The following is a 20528-nucleotide window of genomic DNA, read 5'->3' on the forward strand; positions in this document are numbered from 1 at the left end:
TCTTTACGCAGATCGTTTCGTTCGGCCTTCCGTGTAATTACTCAACCCGCCTTAAACACGGAAATCCTGACACCCCCGTCGGTGCCGCCCCGCACAGGGGCAACGCCAATAGACCGACAACAAAACAAGGAAAGGCCAACACCGCCCGAGCACCACCAGCAGCCGAAAGTGAACGACGAAAAAAAGCCCAGCGCGCTCAGCGCAAAACCATCACGACCCGCGTCCCCGCCAACCGGTCATGCAAAAACCGCCGCTGCGAATCAAACCTTCCAACAACGGCCCAAAGCAAAAACCACAAACAAAAAATCAAAAGCGTCTGCGGCACCCGCAACCCCAACACCGGATGCAACGCCAACGGCGGCAAAAACCACAACCACGCGAGCAGATACCGCCCAATCGCGCGGGCAACGGAAATCCCCGCGCCATCGGCGCCAACCAACCGTAACCGCCAGGTCTTCATCGGCAGCGTCTGCCCGCCGTGGGTCCAGAACCACACGAAATACACCCCCACCACGAGCCCAATCCAGCCGGCCAGCAGGTTGTGATGCGTGAGACCGTTGCGCTGCTGCGTGAGCGTGCTGAACAGATAGCCGGCGAGAAACACCACGCCGAACAGAATCACCGCTTCGTAAAGCAACGCGGCGAGCCGCCGCCGCACGGTGGGCACGCTGCCGTCAGGCATAGAGTTGGACAAAGTCGGGGTAGCGAGCGGTTGCGACACGAGGGAGGTGGGATCAGGAACCGTTGAAAATGGCCGGCGCCTCGGCCGGCGACACCGGCACCGGCGTAGCCGGCACGAAACTGCCGGCGGCGGGAATCGCGGGCGGCGACGGCAATGCCGCGGCACCCGGCGCCGACGCAGCCGCCGCGGCGCTGGCCGCCGCTACACCGCTTGCGCCATGCTCGCGTGCGTTGACGATGCGATCGATGCCCTTGATCTCGTTGCGCCCCAACGGCGGCGCGCTGACGACGCTAGGCCGGCGCTTGCGCTCGCTCGCGGCGAGCCGCTCCTTCTGTTCGTCGGTCAGTTGTTGGTACGCCTTCCACGCGTTCTGGCGTGCTTCGCGCGGCAACTCCTTCGAAACCTGATAGTTCTCGCGCGCAACGCGCCGCTGGTCGGGCGTCATGCCGACCCATTCGCTCATCCGCTCATGCAGACGCTTTTGCGCCTCGGGCGACATCTTCGCGTAACGGGACGCGATCTTGATCCATTTGCGTTTGCGCTCGTCGCTGAACGAATCCCACTGGGCTTCGAACGGCGCCAGCGCGACGTGCTCGGCCGCGGACAGCCGCGTCCACGCGAGCGGGCTGTTGCTGCCCGGCAGACCGGGCAATTCGACTGACAGTGCGGGAGCGGCGGCGGGTGCGGCGGGATTGGCGCCGGCCGCATGGCCCGGCGCGGCGGCGGGGCTCGGGTGAAAGCGCGGGTACGTCGCGGCAAACGACACCAGGGCCGCAATCGTGCATCCGAATACAACGGCCAGGCCGCGCTTGTAGCTCACCCGAACAATCTCCCGCTTAGTGGGCGCGTGAAAGATACGCGTTGAAGCCGTGGTCAAGGTAGGCATTGAGCGGCAGGTCGTCGCTAAGCATCGCGGCATCGATATCGGCGAGTTCGGCGGTGCGCTGGTGATCTTCCCAGTACGCAATGCCGATCAGGCTCGCCACCAGCGCGGCCAGCGGCCACGCGAGCGCAAAACGGCGCAGCGGCGAGCGGCGGCGCGGCTCGGCGTCGCCTTGCGGCGCGCTGCCGAAGCCGCCCGGCAGACCGGCGAACGTCGGCACGAACACCGGCGCGCTGACTGGTTCGGGCTTCTTGCGCGCGAGCGCGGCACGGCGCGCCGCGGCGAGCCGGTCGACGGCGGCGGGGGGGAGGTTGGCGGTATTTTCATCGAGCGCGCGGCGCACCTGGCGGGCGAACTCGAGTTCTGTGTTTTCGACGGAGCTCATAGCGTAATTCCTTTCGCCTTGAGCGCGTGCGCCAGCGTGTGGGTGGCCCGCGAGCAGTGCGTTTTCACGCTGCCCTCGGAGCAGCCCATTGCGGCGGCAGTCTCGGCGACATCCATATCCTCCCAATAACGCATCAGAAACGCCTCCCGTTGACGTGCCGGTAATTTCTGGATTTCGTCGTCGATCAACTGCAGCACCTGTTCGCGCTCCAGCTTCCGTTCGTTGCTCTCGGCGCCGGCCGAGCCGGCCTCGGCCTCGAAGGTCTCCAGCGGGTCGAATTCGTCGTCGTCCGAATTGCCCAGCGACGAGAACAGCGTGACCCACGTGTTGCGTACTTTCGCACGACGGAAATAGTCATGCATCGCATTCTGCAGAATACGCTGAAATAGCAGCGGCAATTCCGCGGCCGGCCGGTCGCCGTATTTTTCGGCGAGCTTGATCATCGCGTCCTGCACGATGTCGAGCGACGCGTCGTCGTCCCGTACGGCGTAGACCGTTTGCTTGAACGCGCGCCTTTCGACGCCCGCCAGAAAATCGGCGAGTTCCTTGTCTGATGCCATCCGTTGGGGGTCGGCGCAGCAAGCGTGCGCGTAATCGGTCGAAAAATGTCGTAAAACTCGCGGATGCTAACAAACTTTTGCGCGGCGAGGGGCGAAACCTGTACTGGCTTGCGTTTGCCTGACAACCGCGGCCATTGCGCCCGATTGCGTGTTGCGCTGCGCAAGAACGAGGCAATATTTGCTTGACCGCGCGCGCGTCTCCCGCTATTGTCGCTGGTTCGCAACATAAGTGAGTTGTCTCAATTGAGGTGCGGCCCAAGAAGCCCGCCTGTCAACTGGACGCGCCGCTTGAACCCGAGTCACGAGCCCGGCAGAGAGCACCCGATCAATTTTTTGCCGAAAATTCGAAAGGTCAAACAATGAATATGCCCAGCGCGGAATTCTCCACGTCGGATACGACCCTCCCACACGAAGCAGACTCTATCGGCGCCACCGTGCTCATGAAGGCACTGGCCGACGAAGACGTCGAGTTCATCTGGGGCTATCCCGGCGGCTCGGTACTCTACATTTACGACGAGCTTTACAAGCAGGACAAATTCCAGCACGTGCTGGTGCGCCACGAACAGGCCGCCGTGCATGCTGCTGATGCCTATGCGCGTTCCACCGGCAAGGTCGGCGTGTGTCTCGTCACCTCCGGCCCCGGCGTCACCAATGCGGTGACCGGCATCGCGACCGCGTACATGGATTCGATTCCGATGGTCGTGATCAGCGGCCAGGTGCCGACGGCCGCGATCGGTCAGGACGCCTTCCAGGAATGCGATACGGTCGGCATCACGCGTCCTTGCGTGAAGCACAACTTCCTCGTGAAGGACGTGCGCGATCTCGCCGCCACCGTCAAGAAAGCTTTCTATATTGCCCGTACCGGCCGTCCCGGCCCGGTGCTGATCGACATTCCGAAGGACGTGTCGAAGACGCCTTGCCAGTACGAACCGCTCAAGAGCGTGTCGCTGCGCTCGTACAACCCGGTCACCAAGGGCCACTCCGGTCAGATCCGCAAGGCGGTGTCGCTGCTGTTGTCGGCGAAGCGCCCGTACATCTACACCGGCGGCGGCATCATCCTCGCGGATGCGGCGCGTGAGCTGAACCAGTTCGCCGACCTGCTCGGCTATCCGGTCACCAACACGCTGATGGGTCTGGGCGGCTACCGCGCGAGCGACAAGAAATTCCTCGGCATGCTCGGCATGCACGGTACTTACGAAGCCAACATGGCGATGCAGCACTGCGACGTGCTGATCGCGATCGGTGCGCGCTTCGACGACCGTGTGATCGGCGATCCGAACCATTTCGCGTCGCGCCCGCGCAAGATCATCCATATCGACATCGATCCTTCCTCCATTTCCAAGCGCGTGAAGGTCGACATTCCGATCGTCGGCGACGTGAAGGAAGTGCTGAAGGAACTGATCGAGCAGTTGCAGACGGCCGAGCATGGCCCGGACACCGCGGCGCTCGCCGACTGGTGGAAGGACATCGAAGGCTGGCGCTCGAAAGACTGCCTGAAGTTCGATCGCAAGAGCGACATCATCAAGCCGCAGTACGTGGTGGAAAAGGCGTGGGAGCTGACCGACGGCAACGCGTTCGTCTGCTCCGACGTCGGCCAGCACCAGATGTGGGCCGCGCAGTTCTACCGCTTTAACAAGCCGCGTCGCTGGATCAACTCCGGCGGCCTCGGCACGATGGGCTTCGGCCTGCCGGCGGCGATGGGCGCGAAGATGGCGCACCCGGACGACGACGTGCTGTGCATCACCGGCGAAGGCTCGATCCAGATGTGCATTCAGGAGCTGTCGACCTGCAAGCAGTACGATCTGCCGATCAAGATCCTGTCGCTGAACAACCGCTATCTGGGCATGGTCCGCCAGTGGCAGCAGATCGAATACAGCAAGCGTTATTCGCATTCCTATATGGATGCGCTGCCCGACTTCGTTAAGCTGGCCGAAGCGTACGGTCATGTCGGCATGCGTATCGAGCGCACCGCCGACGTCGAGCCGGCGCTGAAGGAAGCGCTGCGCCTGAAAGATCGCTGCGTGTTTCTCGACTTCCAGACCGATCCGACCGAAAACGTCTGGCCGATGGTCCAGGCCGGCAAGGGCATCACCGAGATGCTGCTGGGTTCGGAAGATCTATAACGACGGCGCGCCGGGGTAACCCCGGCGCCGGCTTCGTCATGCGCGCCTTCACGAAAGGCGGGGGCGGACGAAGCGGCGCCGCGCCGCTCGCAGACATCGACACAACATCTGGAAGAAGCGAAACATGAGACACATCATTTCTGTGCTGCTGGAAAACGAACCGGGCGCGCTCTCGCGCGTGGTGGGTCTGTTTTCGGCACGCGGCTACAACATTGAAACCTTGACGGTGGCTCCGACCGAAGACCGTTCGCTGTCGCGCATGACCATCGTCTCCGTTGGCTCGGACGACGTGATCGAACAGATCACGAAGCATCTGAACCGCCTGATCGAGGTGGTGAAAGTGGTCGACCTTACCGAGGGCGCCCACATCGAACGCGAGCTGATGCTGATCAAGGTGAGGGCGGTCGGCAAGGAACGTGAGGAAATGAAGCGGATGTCGGATATTTTCCGCGGCCGCATCATCGACGTCACCGAAAAGACCTACACGATCGAACTGACGGGGGCGAGCGACAAGCTCGACGCCTTCATCGAGGGGCTCGACTCCACGGCGATTCTCGAAACGGTCCGCACGGGCAGCTCGGGCATCGGTCGCGGCGAGCGTATTCTGAAGGTTTAACGTCACGATCGCACAGCCGGGCGGCACGGCATCAGGCAGCCCGGCCGTAGTACCACATTCGCAGTACCTGAATTTCTCTGAATCATCGAATTTAGCCAAGGAACCGACATGAAAGTTTTCTACGACAAGGACGCCGATCTCTCCCTCATCAAGGGCAAGCAGGTCACCATCATCGGCTATGGCTCGCAAGGCCATGCGCACGCGCTGAACCTGAAGGAAAGCGGCGTGAACATCACGGTCGGTCTGCGCAAGGGCGGCGCATCGTGGAGCAAGGCTGAGAACGCCGGCCTGCAGGTCAAGGAAGTCGCGGAAGCGGTCAAGGGCGCGGACGTCGTCATGATGCTGCTGCCGGACGAGCAGATCGCCGACGTGTACGCGAAGGAAGTGCACGCGAACATCAAGCAGGGCGCAGCCCTCGCGTTCGCGCACGGCTTCAACGTGCACTACGGTCAGGTGATCCCGCGCGCGGATCTGGACGTGATCATGATCGCGCCGAAGGCACCGGGCCACACGGTTCGCGGCACGTACTCGCAAGGTGGCGGCGTGCCGCACCTGATCGCAGTTGCGCAAGACAAGTCGGGCGCGGCGCGTGACATCGCTCTGTCGTACGCAGCGGCAAACGGCGGCGGCCGTGCCGGCATCATCGAAACGAACTTCCGCGAAGAAACCGAAACCGACCTGTTCGGCGAACAGGCTGTTCTGTGCGGCGGTACCGTCGACCTGATCAAGGCTGGTTTCGAAACGCTGGTCGAAGCTGGCTACGCGCCGGAAATGGCGTACTTCGAGTGCCTGCACGAACTGAAGCTGATCGTCGACCTGATCTACGAAGGCGGCATCGCGAACATGAACTACTCGATCTCGAACAACGCCGAGTACGGCGAGTACGTGACGGGTCCGCGCATCGTGACGGCTGAAACGAAGAAGGCGATGAAGGCCGTGCTGACCGACATCCAGACCGGCGAGTACGCAAAGAGCTTCATCCTCGAAAACAAGGCCGGCGCACCGACGCTGCAATCGCGCCGCCGTCTGACGGCCGAGCACCAGATCGAACAGGTCGGTTCGAAGCTGCGCGCGATGATGCCGTGGATCGCGAAGAACAAGCTGGTCGACCAGTCGAAGAACTAAGCGTATTCACGCCACGAAATCCGGCGCCCTGCGTTCGCATGGCGGCCGGATGAGTCAAAAAGCCGTCCAAGGGTGCTGAACCCTGGGCGGCTTTTGCTATCCTACGGTTTTACGTGCGACACGCGTCGCATCGACTGGACGGCGAAAGCCGTCCCATTTGGTGGCACCTTGAGGCCACCCCTGTGTAGCGAAGCGAGACTTGGTGAAGTTGCCTGGAATCGCTGCCGTAGGCGGACGTCGATACTTGTATCTTCGCCCGCATTTGCATTGACCTGATTACCGTCAGGTTCCGCCGAGTTAGCGGCTTCAATACCGCTAACAAAGCGGATTGTTGTATGTAACTCCCGAGCCTCTGGGCAACGGATCGCTGCAAGCACGAGCGCAAGCTCGGTGTGTCATTGTTCGAGCACGTCAGCAGCATGGCGTGTGAATTGAACCTGCTGTACGACCAGCAGTAGCCTACGAAGACATGCGTCACTGGCAACGGTGGGGTGTGAAGCTCTTCTGACAATGTAGCCCCCAGAAGTAGTGGGTGCGTGAATGCCGCGAGGCATTTACTCAGAGACTCCAAGCAGCAAAGGGGTTGAGGCGCTAGGCTGGCTGATACGGTTAATGCAAGTGAACTGCTGATAAACCTCGTAAGTAGGACGGTGCCAAAGCTGCTGACAGGCATCAACCAAACAGGTGTGCGGTCGGATAACCCGCTGTAAATTCGGGTTACGTCGTCATCGGACCGCCGGGGAATAGGCAGAACCTAAGTCAGTCGTGTGACATGCCGGGAACGTGGTAAGCCTGTATGGTTGCCGGTCGCAGTTTGACTGGCAGGCGAACCGTGAGGGACGCTGTTGATTGTGCAGGTATGGGATGACGGAGAAAGCGAAAGCCGGTCTGTAATGGGTCGGATAGGGGTTGGGACATTACCTCACGCGAAAGCGGGCAGACTTCCGTCTGGTCTACCGTCGCAAGATGGCTGACTAACCCTTTAGCTGGAAGATGATTGCTGTCGGGCTTCTGGACCGTCAGCATATGTTTTTAACCCCCTTGCGGGAGCAGATCGCTCCCGCAAGGGGCGATCTGTTCTCCGCTCGGGATTCACTTCTTCGAGTAGGAGAGCAGCATGAGAGTATCTGTCCGAAAGGACGGATCTGCGCTTTCCCACGCGCCGGACAACTGGTACGCCGTAGATTGGCGGCGGGTTGAACGGAACGTGAGAGGGATGCAGATTCGAATTGCGAAGGCGACGCGGGAAGGCAATTGGCGCAGGGGGAGAGCCCTGCAACGGATGTTGACCCGCACGTTGTCCGCAAAGCTGTATGCGGTACGACGTGTTACGCAGAATCAGGGTGCGCGAACGGCTGGAGTCGATCGCGAACTTTGGGACTCGCCTGAGAGCCGATGGCTTGCTGTCGGCAGGTTGAAGCGGCGTGGATACAAGCCTCTGCCTTTACGGAGAGTCTTTATCCCCAAGGCCAATGGAAAGGAGCGCCCTCTGGGAATTCCGACCATGCGGGACAGGGCTATGCAAGCGTTGTATCTGCTGGCCTTGGAGCCGGTGTCGGAATCGACGAGCGACCCGAACTCTTATGGGTTCAGGTTAAACCGCTCGACGGCTGACGCCATGTCACAGATATTCGTCGCCATGTCCCAAAAGGGCTCAGCCCGTTGGGTGCTGGAGGCGGATATCAAGGGATGCTTCGACCATATTAGCCACAACTGGCTGGAAACCCATGTCCTTATGGACAAGGAAATCCTCCGGAAATGGCTGAAAGCTGGCCTGATTTACAAGGGGCAGCTTCAGGCGACAGAGGCCGGTACGCCGCAAGGAGGGATCATTTCTCCGACGCTGGCGAATGTGACGCTGAACGGGCTGGAGCGAGAACTGCTGGCGCACCTTAGTGCGAAGTTTGGGATCGCAAAAGCCAACAAGCTTAAAGTCAATGTAGTGCGGTACGCGGACGACTTCGTGATCACCGGTGACTCGCAAGAGTTGCTGGAGCAGGAAGTCCGACCTTGGGTGGAAGCATTCCTTGCCGTTCGAGGTCTGCAACTGTCTGAGGAGAAAACGCGCATCACACACATCGATTCGGGCTTCGATTTCCTGGGGTGGAATTTCCGTAAGTATTCGGGGACTCTGCTCATCAAGCCGAGCAAGAAAAACGTGCAAACGTTCTATCGCAAGGTGGCGGATACGATCAGCGGTCACAAGACGGTGAAGCAGGAGAATCTGATTCGACTGCTGAACCCGATGCTACGAGGCTGGGCGCAGTATCACAGTCCCGTGGTCGCCAAAGAGGCATACAGCCGCATGGAGTCTTTGATTTTCCGAAGACTTTGGCGGTGGTCGACGAGGCGGCACCTGAACAAGAATGCCGACTGGGTGAAAAAGAAATATTTTCACTCGGAGGGCAATCGAAACTGGGTGTTCGCTGTTCCTGTAGCTCGTGACGACGGTAGTAAGGGGTTGCTTAGCCTGTACCAACTTAGCGGTACGGAAATTAAGCGACACAGAAAGGTCAAAGGAGCATTCAATCCCTTTGATCCTGAGTGGGAGCAGTACGGCGAACAGTTGCGACAGGCGCGCATGGAACACTCAATGCGTTATCGGAAGCAATGGGTTTCGCTGTATATGTCGCAAGACGGGCTTTGCTCGCATTGTGGCTGTGCCCTGACAAAGGAGACCGGCTGGCATGACCATCATCTAGAGTATCGGATGCATGGTGGTACGGACGCTCTCTCGAACAGGGTTCTGCTTCACCCGCACTGCCATCAGCAGGCGCACGCAGGTAAAATTGCGGTAACTAAGCCGGCCCGGTCCTAAGACCGGGCTTTGTTTGTAGATTTGAGCCGTATGCGGGGAAACTCGCACGTACGGTTCTTAGGGGGCCCTCTTTCCGCGAGGAAGGGGGGCTACCCTCCAAAAACACAGAAGCCAATCCATGAATTACCCTCATCCGATCATCGCGCGAGAAGGCTGGCCGTTCATCGCCATCGCGGCCGTTGTTGCCTTGCTGGTTCACGCGTTCGCGGGGTTCGGCATTGCGTGGATTTTCTGGCTGCTGCTGATCTTCGTCGTGCAGTTCTTCCGCGACCCGGCCCGGCCGATTCCGACCCAGGCCAACGCGGTGCTGTGCCCGGCCGACGGTCGCATCGTCGCGGTCGAAACCGCCCACGATCCGTATGCCAATCGCGAAGCGCTGAAGATCAGCGTGTTCATGAACGTGTTCAACGTGCACTCGCAGCGCTCGCCGGTCGACGGCGCGATCTCGAAGGTCCAGTACTTCCCGGGCGCGTATCTGAACGCGGCGGTGGATAAAGCGTCGACCGAAAACGAGCGCAACGCGGTGGTGATCGAGATGGCCGGCGGCCAGACGGTCACGTCGGTGCAGATCGCCGGTCTGATCGCGCGGCGCATTCTTTGCTATGTGCGTGCAGGCGAGCCGCTGACCCGCGGCCAGCGCTATGGCTTCATCCGCTTCGGTTCGCGCGTCGACGTGTATCTGCCGGTCGGCAGCCGTCCGCGTGTGTCGATCGGCGAGAAGGTGTCGGCGTCGTCGACGATCCTCGCCGAGCTGTAAAGCGGCATACAGGAGGTTGTCCGAATGGCCGCATTCAAACCGCGTCGCCCCCGCAGCAGCGGTCCGCTGCCGCGGCCGTTTCGCCGTAACAAGCCGCCGGTGGTGACGGACTCGCCGGTCGCCGAGAGCCGGCGCGCGCAGCGCCAGCAGTTCCTCAGAAAGCGTGGCATCTACCTGCTGCCCAATGCGTTCACCACCGCGGCGCTGTTCTGCGGGTTCTTCGCCGTCGTGCAGGCGATGAACGTGCGCTTCGAGATCGCGGCCATCGCGATCTTCGTCGCGATGGTGCTCGACGGCATGGACGGCCGCGTCGCGCGCATGACCCATACGCAAAGCGCGTTCGGCGAGCAGTTCGACAGCCTGTCGGACATGGTGTCGTTCGGTGTTGCGCCCGCGCTCGTGATGTACGAGTGGATCCTGAAGGACCTCGGGCGCTGGGGCTGGCTCGCGGCGTTCGTCTACTGCTCGGGCGCGGCGCTGCGGCTCGCGCGTTTCAACACCAACATCGGCGTGGTCGACAAGCGTTTCTTCCAGGGGATGCCGAGCCCGGCCGCCGCCGCGCTGATCGCCGGCTTCGTGTGGCTCGCCACCGACAACCGCGTGCCGCTGAAGCTGGTCTGGCTGCCGTGGGTCGCGTTCGTGCTGACCATCTATGCGGGCGTGACGATGGTGTCGAACGCGCCGTTCTATAGCGGCAAGGCGCTCGACGTGCGGCACCGGGTGCCGTTCGGCGTGATCCTGCTGGTGGTGGTTGCGTTCGTGCTGGTGTCGTCCGATCCGCCGCTGATGCTGTTCGGCCTGTTCGTGCTGTACGGCCTGTCCGGCTATGTGTTCTGGGCGTATCAGGCGGTGCGTGGCAAAGCCAATCCGGCGCGTTCGATGTCGCACGACCGGTGACATTTCGGGTCACGGCCTGAGCGGCGCTTCCTCGCCACAACACCAGAAAACGGCAGCCTTCGGGCTGCCGTTTTTCGTTGCCGGCGGGGGGGGGGGCAGGTGTCGCGGATCGGCGTCGTACGGCGTTTTCAGGGCGCCCGGACGCGCATTGCATGGCCACTGGAATCTCGCTATAGTCGTCGGATCAAGTGCGTCCGCGTGGCCGATGAAGCCTGACTGCCGCGGCGTTCGCTGCGGCGCGCCAACATGCATTGTTCCCGCCTTCGCGCTGCTGTCCGCCGGCCGCGCCAATTCTTCGAATACCAACCCCGTCCCCCTATCCGAACGACTCCCGAGGAGCCCGACATGTCCGACAAACTGATCATTTTCGACACCACGTTGCGTGACGGCGAGCAGTCGCCCGGTGCGTCGATGACGAAGGAAGAAAAGATTCGCATCGCGAAGCAGCTCGAGCGGATGAAGGTCGACGTGATCGAGGCCGGTTTCGCCGCGAGCTCGAACGGCGACTTCGACGCGATCCAGACGATCGCGGGCCTCGTCAAGGACAGCAAGATCTGCTCGCTTGCGCGCGCGAACGACAAGGACATCCAGCGCGCCGCCGACGCGCTCAAACCGGCCGACCAGTTCCGCATTCACACGTTCATCGCAACCTCGCCGCTGCATATGGAGAAGAAGCTGCGCATGACGCCGGAGCAGGTGTTCGAGCAGGCGAAGCTCGCGGTGCGATTCGCGCGCAAGTTCACCGACGACGTCGAGTTCTCGCCGGAAGACGGCAGCCGCTCGGACATGGACTTCCTGTGCCGCGTGCTGGAGGCCGTGATCGCCGAGGGCGCGACCACCATCAACATCGCGGACACGGTCGGCTACGGCGTGCCGGAACTGTACGGCCAGCTCGTCAAGACGCTGCGCGAGCGCATTCCGAACTCGCACAAGGCGGTGTTCTCGGTGCACTGCCATAACGACCTCGGCATGGCCGTCGCGAATTCGCTCGCGGGCGTGCAGATCGGCGGCGCGCGCCAGGTCGAGTGCACGATCAACGGACTCGGCGAGCGCGCGGGCAATACCTCGCTCGAAGAAATCGTGATGGCGGTGAAGACCCGCAAGGACTATTTCGGCCTCGACGTCGGTCTCGATACCACGCAGATCGTGCCGGCCTCGAAGCTCGTGTCGCAGATCACTGGCTTCGTCGTGCAGCCGAACAAGGCGGTGGTCGGCGCGAACGCGTTCGCGCACGCGTCCGGCATCCACCAGGACGGCGTGCTGAAGGCGCGCGACACCTACGAAATCATGCGCGCCGAAGACGTGGGCTGGACCGCCAACAAGATCGTGCTCGGCAAGCTGTCGGGCCGCAACGCGTTCAAGCAGCGTCTGCAGGAACTGGGCATCGCGCTCGACAGCGAAGCCGAACTGAACGCCGCGTTCGCGCGCTTCAAGGAACTGGCCGACCGCAAGGCCGAGATTTTCGACGAAGACATCATCGCGATCGTCAACGAGGAATCGGCGGAAGCGCACGAGAAGGAGCACTACAAGTTCCTGTCGATGGCGCAGCACTCGGAGACCGGCGAGCAGCCGCACGCGAAGGTCGTGTTCTCGGTCGAGGGCAAGGAGATCACCGGCGAGGCGCGCGGCAACGGCCCGGTCGACGCGACGCTCAACGCGATCGAAACGGAAGTGGGCAGCGGCTCCGAGCTGCTGCTGTACTCGGTGAACGCGATCACGACCGGCACCCAGGCGCAGGGCGAGGTGACGGTGCGGCTGTCGAGGAGCGGGCGCATCGTCAATGGCGTCGGCACCGATCCGGATATCGTCGCGGCGTCGGCGAAGGCGTATTTCTCGGCGCTCAACAAGCTGTATTCGAATGCGGACAAACTCAATCCGCAGCGTTCGGAGTGATGCCGGTGTAATGCCGGTGCAATGACGCAAGGTGGCGCGCGAGCAGCGCGTCGGCTCGCGTTTCCAGCCCGATAAAAAAAGCCCCGCGCCAGTGCTCTGGCGCGGGGCTTTTTTGTTGCCCGCTACTTGGCGGTGACTATTCCGACGCGGTCCTGCGCAGCCACCAGCCGCGCTCCGCGTTGGCCTGTGCGCGCGGCTGATAGCGCACCTCGACGGCGATCTCGCGGCGCGGCGCCGCGGCGACGAAATCGTCGAGCAGCTCGCGCACGTCGTGATCGACGAAATCGGCGCGGGTCGCATCGACGATCACGGTCGCGCCGTCGGGAATCTGCTGCAGATAGCGCTTGAACGGCACCTTGCCGAGAAACGACACGTCCTTGCGGAACGACAGCAGATAGTGATCGCCGTGCTGCGCGAGCACGATCGGCCCGCGCAGGTTCGCGTACAGCGCGAGCAGCACGCTGCACAGGATACCGAGCGCGATGCCGATCAGCAGATCGGTGGCGAGCACGCCGACCAGCGTGACGATGAACGGGGCGAAGGGCGCGAAACCTTGTCGCGCGATCGCGACGAACAGCGACGGCTTCGCGAGTTTGAAGCCTGTGAAGATCAGGATCCCGGCGAGGCAGGCGAGCGGAATCAGGTTGATGATCCCGGTGAGGGCGAACACGCTGACGAGCAGCAGCACACCGTGGACGATCGCCGACAGCCGGCTCTTGCCGCCCGCATACACGTTGGCGGAACTGCGCACGATCACCGACGTGATCGGCAGGCCGCCGAGCACGCCCGCGATCAGATTGCCGACGCCCTGCGCCTTGAGCTCGCGATCGGGCGGCGCGTGACGCCGCTCGGGGTCGATCTGCTCGACCGCTTCGAGGTTCAGCAGCGTCTCGAGACTCGCGACGATCGCCAGCGTGATCGCGACGCGCCAGATGTCGGGATTGGCGAGTTGCGCGAAGTGCGGGCCGAAGTCGGCGGATTCGATCGAGGACTGTAGCGCCGCCAGCGAGCCGAGCGACGGCAACGCGACGAGACCTTCGGCGGGCAGCGCAAAAGCGGGCGCGACGAACTTCAGCGCGAGGGTCGTGCCGATCCCGAGCAGCACCACCGCGAGCGGCGACGGCAGCAGGCGCACCAGCGCGAAGCGGCGCAGCGCACGGGTTTCCCAGCCGGCCAGAATCGCGAGCGACAGCAGCGCGATCAGGATCGCCATCGGCGAGATCGAGCCGAATGGCGTGGCCACCGCGGCCGCCGAGTGCGCGACCGCGTCTGCGTCGCCGAGACCGAGCGCGGCCGGGAACTGCTTGACGATCAGCAGCACGCCGATCGCCGCCAGCATCCCCTTGATGACGGGCGACGGCACATAGCCGGCGAGCCGGCCGGCCTTCAGCATGCCGAAACCGAACTGCAGCACGCCGGACAACAGCACGGCGAGCAGAAACGCGGAAAAGCTGCCGAGCCGCGCGATGCCGTCGACGACGATCACGACGAGGCCCGCGGCCGGCCCGCTCACGCTCAGACGCGAGCCGCTCAGCGCCGCCACCACCAGCCCGCCGATGATGCCGGACACGAGACCCGCGAACGGATCGACGCCCGACGCGTGGGCGATGCCGAGACATAACGGCAACGCGACGAGAAAAACCACCGTGCCGGCCAGCAGATCGCGCTGGAGCGAGGGGAAAAAGCGTTCAGTGTTCATGGTGTCGAAGTACCGGAGGTAGGGCGGCGGACGACGAACGATCGCGCTGTCGGCGCTCGCCGCGGGTCGAACGGAACAGGAATGGGTGATGCGCGGCGGGCTGCTAGCCCGCGCTATGGGCGGTGGTCGTGCAGGTCATCGCGTCGTCGGCGGCGTAGCCGGAGGTCAGCACCTTCAGACGCCCGTCGTCGAGTTTGAAGACCCAGCCGTGCACGAGCGGCGCGGGATCGGCTTCGCGCACGATCGGATGCGCGCGCAGCTGGCGCACCTGTTCGAGCACGTTCAGCTCGGCCAGCCGGTCGACCCGCTTCGATTCGGTCGGCTCGCCGGCCAGCTCCGCGTGGTGCGCTGTCGCGAGCGCGCACAGCGGCTTGATGCGCCGGTTCACGTGCGGCAGCTCGGGGTTCGGCGGCAGCAGCGCCGCGCGCACGCCGCCGCAGCCGTAGTGGCCGCAGACGATCACGTGGCCGACCTTGAGCACCCGTACGGCGTATTCGAGGACGCTGGCGGAGTTGTCGTCGGCGGGATCGAACAGGTTGGCGATGTTGCGATGGAGGAACAGATCGCCGGGCTCGCAATGGGTGATCGTTTCGGCGGGCACCCGGCTGTCCGAGCAGCCGATCCACAGCACGTGCGGATTCTGCCCACGTTCCAGATCGCTAAAAAAGCCCGGATCGCGCGTCGCGGTTTCATGCGCCCACGCGACGTTGGCAACCAGTAATTGTTTGGGACGGTTCATCGGAGCGACTCCCGTTAGAAAGACACGTCGACGCGGTTTGCGGGCACGACTGTGACCATGCAGCTGGAGGCAAACCGCGGTCGACTAAAAAATTACAATCAGCTTTCTACCAGAAAATAATTGACGAGAGTCATATAAAAATTCGCGTTAATGTTAAAAAAATAAAAAAAGCCACCTGTGAAAGGCGGCTTTGTTAAATTTTTTTCCTGCGCAGAAGAAATGCTAGCGTCACTCAGAACAGACTGCGCCGATCCGGGTCGTGCAGCGGGTCGGGCGTTTTCTGCGTGGTCCGCAGGATCCCCTGGTCGTCGAAGTAGAAGCTGTACAGCATGTACCAGACGTTGTCCTCGAGATAGCGATAGGTCCAGACCTCGCGCTTCATCAGCGGGAAGTACGACGTCTCGACCGGCCGGCCGAAATTGACCAGCACGTCGCTGCGGGTCCATTTGCCGATCTCGGCGCGGTAGAACTCGTTGGGCTGCAGCACTTGGCGCACGGTGACGATCTTGCCGGCCGCGTCGATGTCGGCGGCAGTGGTGGTTTCGCCCATCGGCTGGGTCGGCCACATCAGGCGCTTGCCGCCGTCGGGCAGATCGTAGACTTCGCGCGGTGGACCGAGGCGCGCGACGATCGTCGACGCGTCCGCGCCCTGGCTGTATTGCTGCCAGGGCTGCGCGCAGCCCGCGAGCGCGAGCACGCTCAGGCAGACTAGCGCTGCGCGGCGCAGATGGGCGCCGGCCGGTGTTGCGACAGAGGCCGCCGTGCGGTGAGGGCGGTTCGGCATGGATTCCTCCGATAGGCGTTCGAGTAGCGGTTGTTATTCGTCGAGCCGCAATATTCTGACATGCGTTACGGCAAAAGAACCGCGCGGAGTGCGGGTGCGCGGGGGGCGCGGCCCGCTCGCGGGCGCCCCTCGCAACGGGAACGGCCGCGCCGGCTTGCCTATTCCCTGTGCGGCGTCCTATGATCCGCGCTTCGAAAGATTCAGGCGGGACCCATGATGGCGATGTGGCAACGGACGGCGGCGCTTGCGCTGACCGCGATTTCGATGGCGCTGGCGGCTGGCGCCGCTCAGGTGGCGAGCGCGGCCACGGCCGGGACTACGGCGGCGAACGCGCCGGCCCCCGCGGCGGCTAAACCGGCCGGCGCGCCGATCCGTCTCGCGCTGATCGAAGGGATGTCCGGGCCGTTCGCGAACGCGGGCGCGGCGGTCGAGCGCAATCTGCGCTTTGGCGTCGAGCAGGTCAATGCGCACGGCGGCGTAAAGCTCGCGGACGGCGCGCACCCGCTCGAACTCGTCGTGCTCGACAGCAAGGGCAGCACCGAGGAGGCGCTGACGCAGCTGCGCGCGGCCGCCGACCGCCATATCGGCTACATCCTGCAGGGCAACGGCTCGGCGGTCGCCGCCGCGCTGCTCGGCGCGATCGACAAGCAGAACAGCCGCGAGCCGGATAACCGCGAACTGTTCCTCAACTATTCCGCTGACGATCCCGCGTTGACCAACGCGAGCTGCAGCTTCTGGCACTTCCGTTTCGACGCGCACGCGGGCATGCGGATGGTCGCGCTGGCCGACGTGATCCAGCGTGACAAGGCGGTCAAGAAGGTCTATCTGCTGAACCAGGACTACAGCTTCGGCCACGACGTCAGCAACCTCGCGCGTTCGACGCTTGGCGCGAAGCGCCCGGACATCACCGTGGTCGGCGACGAGTTTCATCCGATCGGCCGGGTGAAGGACTTCGCGCCCTATATCGCGAAGATTCGCGCGAGCGGCGCCGACGCGGTGATCACCGGCAACTGGGGCAACGACCTGACGCTGCTGGTGAAGGCGGCGCGCGAACAGGGCCTCGACATCAAGTTCTACACGTTCTACGGCAACAGCCTCGGCGCGCCCGCCGCGCTCGGCGACGCGGGCGTCGGCCACGTGATTGCGGTCGCCGACTGGCATCCGAACGCCGGCGGCGCGGCCTCCGACGCGTGGTACGCGGCGTTCCGCGCGCGCTTCCCGGCGGCTCAGGACGACTATCCGGTGCTGCGCATGCCGCTGATGATCGAAACGCTGGCCGCCGCGATGAACCGCGCGGGCAGCGCCGATCCGACCGCGGTCGCGAAGGCGCTCGAAGGCATCCGCTTCGACAATGGCTTTCACGCATCGTGGATGCGCGCGGACGACCATCAACTGATCCAGCCCCTCTATGTGATGGAGATGGACAAGGCGGGCACGCCCGGCGTGCGCTTCGACAACGAAGGCTCCGGCTATGGCTTCCGTACGGTGCTCGCGCTGCCGCCCGAGCGTACGGTGCTGCCGACCGTGTGCCGGATGCGGCGGCCGTAATCGACGCGCCGGTCGCGGGTTCGCGGCGCAAAGCGCCTGTGCTACAATACGCGTCCCGTTATCGGGCAAGGTCTCGCATCAGTCGAAAACCCGGCCGGCAACGGGCAGCAACAAAGCAGCAGTAAATTGTGAAAAAGCACGGGTATTCCACGGCACGGCCTTTCTTCCGTGACCGCCTGTTCAGTTATTAAGGAAATCGACATGTCCGCAGTTGACGCCAGCAAGAAATCCGAAGTCGTCGCGCAATTCGCACGCGCAGCCAACGACACCGGCTCCCCCGAAGTTCAGGTCGCGCTGCTCACGACCCGCATCAACGAACTCACCGCTCACTTCAAGGAGCACACGAAGGATCACCACAGCCGCCGCGGTCTGCTGCGCATGGTGAGCCGCCGCCGCAAGCTGCTCGACTACCTGAAGGGCAAGGACGCGGATCGCTACCGCAGCCTGATCGAGAAGCTGGGTCTGCGTAAGTAATCGGCCAGTCGTTCAGCAAGATGCCTGTGTCAGTTATCGCTGATACAGGCATTTTGTTTTTGCGCGGTGCGCTTCATGTGATGCGCGCGGCGCCTGCGATACGCGGTGCAGGCCGGTTTGCCCGGCGTATCCAGACAAGGCAGTACCCGTAGCAGAACACGCAGTACAGCAATGACAGAAACATGGCCGGGCTTCAGGGCGGAGTTTTGTGTCATTCCAGCGGTTCGCGCGCAAGCGGTTCCGGCGCGTGGCTCTCTGGAATGGCATAACACGACTCTTCCCATGTGGCGCCGGTCCCGGCGTTGCCGCGCCGCTTCCGGTCCGCGCGGCATTACGATGAGGAAAAGCAATGACTATGTTCAACAAGATCGTCAAAGAATTTAAGTGGGGACAGCACAACGTCCGCCTCGAAACCGGTGAAGTCGCTCGCCAGGCGAGCGGTGCGGTGATCGTCGACGTCGAAGACACCGTGGTGCTCGCGACCGTGGTCGGCGCGAAGACCGCCAAGCCGGGTCAGGACTTCTTCCCGCTGACCGTCGATTACCTCGAAAAGACCTACGCCGCCGGCAAGATCCCGGGTGGCTTCTTCCGTCGCGAAGGCCGTCCGTCGGAAGGCGAGACGCTGATCTCGCGCCTGATCGACCGTCCGCTGCGCCCGCTGTTCCCGGAAGGCTTCTACAACGAAGTCCAGGTCGTGATCCACGTGCTGTCGCTGAATCCGGAAATTCCGGCCGACATCCCCGCGCTGATCGGCGCGTCGGCGGCGCTCGCGATCTCCGGTCTGCCGTTCAACGGCCCGGTCGGCGCGGCTCGCGTGGCCTACATCAACAACGAATACGTGCTGAACCCGACTCGTCCGCAGATGAAGGAATCGGCGCTCGACCTCGTGGTTGCCGGTACGGAACGCGCGGTGCTGATGGTCGAATCGGAAGCGCAGCAGCTGAGCGAAGAAGTGATGCTCGGCGCGGTCGTGTTCGGTCATGAGCAGATGCAGATTGCGATCGACGCGATCCACGAACTGGTCCGCGAAGGCGGCAAGCCGGAGTGGGACTGGCAGCCGGCAGCGAAGAACGAAGCGCTGATCGCGCGCGTGACGGAACTGGCGCAAGCCGATCTGCTCGCCGCTTACCAGATCCGCGACAAGCAGGCTCGTTCGACCAAACTGAAGGAGGTCTACGCAGCGACCTCGGCGAAGCTCGAGGCAGACGCGGCGGCAGCCGGTACCGCGGCAGCCGACAAGGCGACCGTCGGCAACGTGCTGTTCGACATCGAAGCGAAGATCGTCCGTACCCAGATCCTGAACGGCGAACCGCGTATCGACGGCCGCGACACGCGCACCGTGCGCCCGATCGAAATCCGCACCGGCGTGCTGCCGCGTACCCACGGCTCGGCGCTGTTCACGCGCGGCGAGACGCAGGCCCTGGTGGTCGCGACGCTTGGCACGAAGGGCGACGAACAAAACATCGACGCACTCGAAGGCGAATACCGCGAGCGCTTCATGCTCCACTACAACATGCCCCCGTTCGCGACCGGCGAAACCGGCCGCGTCGGTTCGCCGAAGCGCCGTGAAATCGGTCACGGCCGTCTCGCCAAGCGCGCGCTGGTCGCGTGCCTGCCGAGCGCCGACGAATTCGGCTACTCGATCCGCGTCGTGTCGGAAATCACCGAGTCGAACGGTTCGTCGTCGATGGCTTCGGTGTGCGGCGGCTGCCTCGCGCTGATGGACGCCGGCGTGCCGATGAAGGCGCACGTCGCCGGCATCGCAATGGGCCTGATCCTCGAAGGCAACCGCTTCGCGGTGCTGACCGACATCCTCGGCGACGAAGATCACCTCGGCGACATGGACTTCAAGGTTGCGGGTACCGAGCAGGGCGTGACCGCGCTGCAGATGGACATCAAGATCCAGGGCATCACCAAGGAAATCATGCAGGTCGCGCTCGCGCAGGCGAAGGAAGGCCGCATGCACATCCTCGGCAAGATGACCTCGGCGGTGTCGGGCGCGAACACGGTGCTGTCGGACTACGCGCCGCGCATGATCACCATCAAGATCAACCCGGAAAAGATCCGCGACGTGATCGGCAAGGGCGGTTCGGTGATCCGCGCGCTGACCGAAGAAACCGGCACCACGATCGACATCTCGGACGACGGCGTCGTCACGATCGCCAGCACGAACAGCGAAGGCATGGCCGAAGCGAAGCGTCGCATCGAAGCGATCACGATGGAAGTCGAAGTGGGCCAGGTGTACGAAGGCACCGTGCTCAAGCTGCTCGATTTCGGCGCGATCGTGAACATCCTGCCGGGCAAGGACGGTCTGCTGCACATCTCCGAGATCGCCAACGAGCGCATCAAGGACATCAACGACTACCTGAAGGATGGCCAGCAAGTGAAGGTCAAGGTCATCCAGACGGACGAGAAGGGTCGCGTGCGTCTGTCGGCGAAGGCATTGCTGAACGACGCGCCGCAAGGCGAACCGAACCCGCAGTAATGCGGTAACGGACAAACGGCCGGTTGCGTTATGCGCGCCGGCCGTTTTTCATGCAGGATG

Annotated in this window: 18 protein-coding genes; 10 read left to right on the forward strand and 8 right to left on the reverse strand. The window is 63.2% G+C overall.

Annotated features, from left to right (window positions below; translation table 11 throughout):
• Positions 1 to 196: 196 nt before the first annotated feature.
• From BTH42_RS05075 to BTH42_RS05090, 4 genes are read right to left on the reverse strand one after another with little or no spacing between them, the layout of a single operon-like run.
• Complete coding sequence (locus BTH42_RS05075; protein WP_075296438.1) at positions 197 to 721, reverse strand: RDD family protein; 525 nt, start codon at positions 719 to 721, stop codon at positions 197 to 199.
• A gap of 13 nt (positions 722 to 734) precedes the next feature.
• Positions 735 to 1502 (reverse strand): DUF3106 domain-containing protein, encoded by a 768-nt coding sequence (locus BTH42_RS05080; RefSeq protein WP_075296440.1) that lies wholly within the window; start codon positions 1500 to 1502, stop codon positions 735 to 737.
• A gap of 16 nt (positions 1503 to 1518) precedes the next feature.
• Positions 1519 to 1950, reverse strand: a complete 432-nt coding sequence (locus BTH42_RS05085; protein ID WP_075296442.1) for a DUF3619 family protein — start codon at positions 1948 to 1950, stop codon at positions 1519 to 1521.
• A complete protein-coding gene (locus BTH42_RS05090; RefSeq protein ID WP_075296444.1) occupies positions 1947 to 2510 on the reverse strand; it encodes an RNA polymerase sigma factor in 564 nt (187 codons plus the stop codon). Before BTH42_RS05090 ends, BTH42_RS05085 begins: the two co-directional genes overlap by 4 nt.
• Before the next feature lie 359 nt (positions 2511 to 2869).
• On the opposite strand from BTH42_RS05090, the gene BTH42_RS05095 reads away from it, so the two are divergent.
• From BTH42_RS05095 to BTH42_RS05125, 7 genes are all read left to right on the forward strand, one after another.
• Positions 2870 to 4633, forward strand: coding sequence for an acetolactate synthase 3 catalytic subunit (locus BTH42_RS05095; protein WP_075296446.1), 1764 nt, complete (start codon positions 2870 to 2872; stop codon positions 4631 to 4633).
• Between the two features lie 124 nt (positions 4634 to 4757).
• On the forward strand, positions 4758 to 5249 hold the full coding sequence (ilvN, locus tag BTH42_RS05100; protein WP_008920618.1) for an acetolactate synthase small subunit: 492 nt from the start codon (positions 4758 to 4760) through the stop codon (positions 5247 to 5249).
• 108 nt (positions 5250 to 5357) lie between these two features.
• Positions 5358 to 6374, forward strand: a complete 1017-nt coding sequence (gene ilvC / locus BTH42_RS05105; protein ID WP_075296448.1) for a ketol-acid reductoisomerase — start codon at positions 5358 to 5360, stop codon at positions 6372 to 6374.
• 1117 nt (positions 6375 to 7491) lie between these two features.
• Positions 7492 to 9192, forward strand: coding sequence for a group II intron reverse transcriptase/maturase (gene ltrA / locus BTH42_RS05110; protein WP_075296450.1), 1701 nt, complete (start codon positions 7492 to 7494; stop codon positions 9190 to 9192).
• Positions 9193 to 9310: 118 nt separating this feature from the next.
• Positions 9311 to 9949, forward strand: coding sequence for a phosphatidylserine decarboxylase (locus BTH42_RS05115; RefSeq protein WP_075296452.1), 639 nt, complete (start codon positions 9311 to 9313; stop codon positions 9947 to 9949).
• Between the two features lie 24 nt (positions 9950 to 9973).
• Positions 9974 to 10846, forward strand: coding sequence for a CDP-diacylglycerol--serine O-phosphatidyltransferase (pssA, locus tag BTH42_RS05120; protein ID WP_075296454.1), 873 nt, complete (start codon positions 9974 to 9976; stop codon positions 10844 to 10846).
• 345 nt (positions 10847 to 11191) lie between these two features.
• Positions 11192 to 12739, forward strand: a complete 1548-nt coding sequence (locus BTH42_RS05125; protein ID WP_075296456.1) for a 2-isopropylmalate synthase — start codon at positions 11192 to 11194, stop codon at positions 12737 to 12739.
• 136 nt (positions 12740 to 12875) lie between these two features.
• Here the strand turns inward: BTH42_RS05125 and BTH42_RS05130 are convergent, their stop codons facing one another.
• The 3 genes from BTH42_RS05130 to BTH42_RS05140 form a co-directional block, all read right to left on the reverse strand.
• Entirely contained in the window at positions 12876 to 14438 is a 1563-nt protein-coding gene (locus BTH42_RS05130; protein WP_075296458.1) for a SulP family inorganic anion transporter, read from the reverse strand.
• Between the two features lie 103 nt (positions 14439 to 14541).
• Positions 14542 to 15177 carry a carbonic anhydrase gene (locus BTH42_RS05135; RefSeq protein ID WP_075296460.1) on the reverse strand — a complete coding sequence of 212 codons (636 nt, stop codon included), beginning with the start codon at positions 15175 to 15177 and terminating at the stop codon, positions 14542 to 14544.
• 232 nt (positions 15178 to 15409) lie between these two features.
• Positions 15410 to 15961: a hypothetical protein gene (locus BTH42_RS05140; protein WP_075296462.1), complete on the reverse strand. Its 552-nt coding sequence runs from the start codon at positions 15959 to 15961 to the stop codon at positions 15410 to 15412.
• A gap of 213 nt (positions 15962 to 16174) precedes the next feature.
• Here BTH42_RS05140 and BTH42_RS05145 point away from each other — a divergent pair, with 213 nt between their 5' ends.
• Complete coding sequence (locus BTH42_RS05145; protein ID WP_143751975.1) at positions 16175 to 17509, forward strand: branched-chain amino acid ABC transporter substrate-binding protein; 1335 nt, start codon at positions 16175 to 16177, stop codon at positions 17507 to 17509.
• Positions 17510 to 17710: 201 nt separating this feature from the next.
• Positions 17711 to 17983: a 30S ribosomal protein S15 gene (gene rpsO, locus BTH42_RS05150; RefSeq protein ID WP_075296464.1), complete on the forward strand. Its 273-nt coding sequence runs from the start codon at positions 17711 to 17713 to the stop codon at positions 17981 to 17983.
• Positions 17984 to 18012: 29 nt separating this feature from the next.
• Here the strand turns inward: rpsO and BTH42_RS34680 are convergent, their stop codons facing one another.
• Complete coding sequence (locus tag BTH42_RS34680; protein ID WP_143751976.1) at positions 18013 to 18198, reverse strand: hypothetical protein; 186 nt, start codon at positions 18196 to 18198, stop codon at positions 18013 to 18015.
• A 134-nt stretch (positions 18199 to 18332) separates the two neighbouring features.
• Between BTH42_RS34680 and pnp the strand changes: the two genes are divergently transcribed.
• Positions 18333 to 20468: a polyribonucleotide nucleotidyltransferase gene (pnp, locus tag BTH42_RS05155; protein WP_178392120.1), complete on the forward strand. Its 2136-nt coding sequence runs from the start codon at positions 18333 to 18335 to the stop codon at positions 20466 to 20468.
• The last annotated feature ends 60 nt before the right edge of the window (positions 20469 to 20528 follow it).

The organism is Burkholderia sp. SRS-W-2-2016 (assembly GCF_001931485.1).
GTDB lineage: Bacteria > Pseudomonadota > Gammaproteobacteria > Burkholderiales > Burkholderiaceae > Paraburkholderia.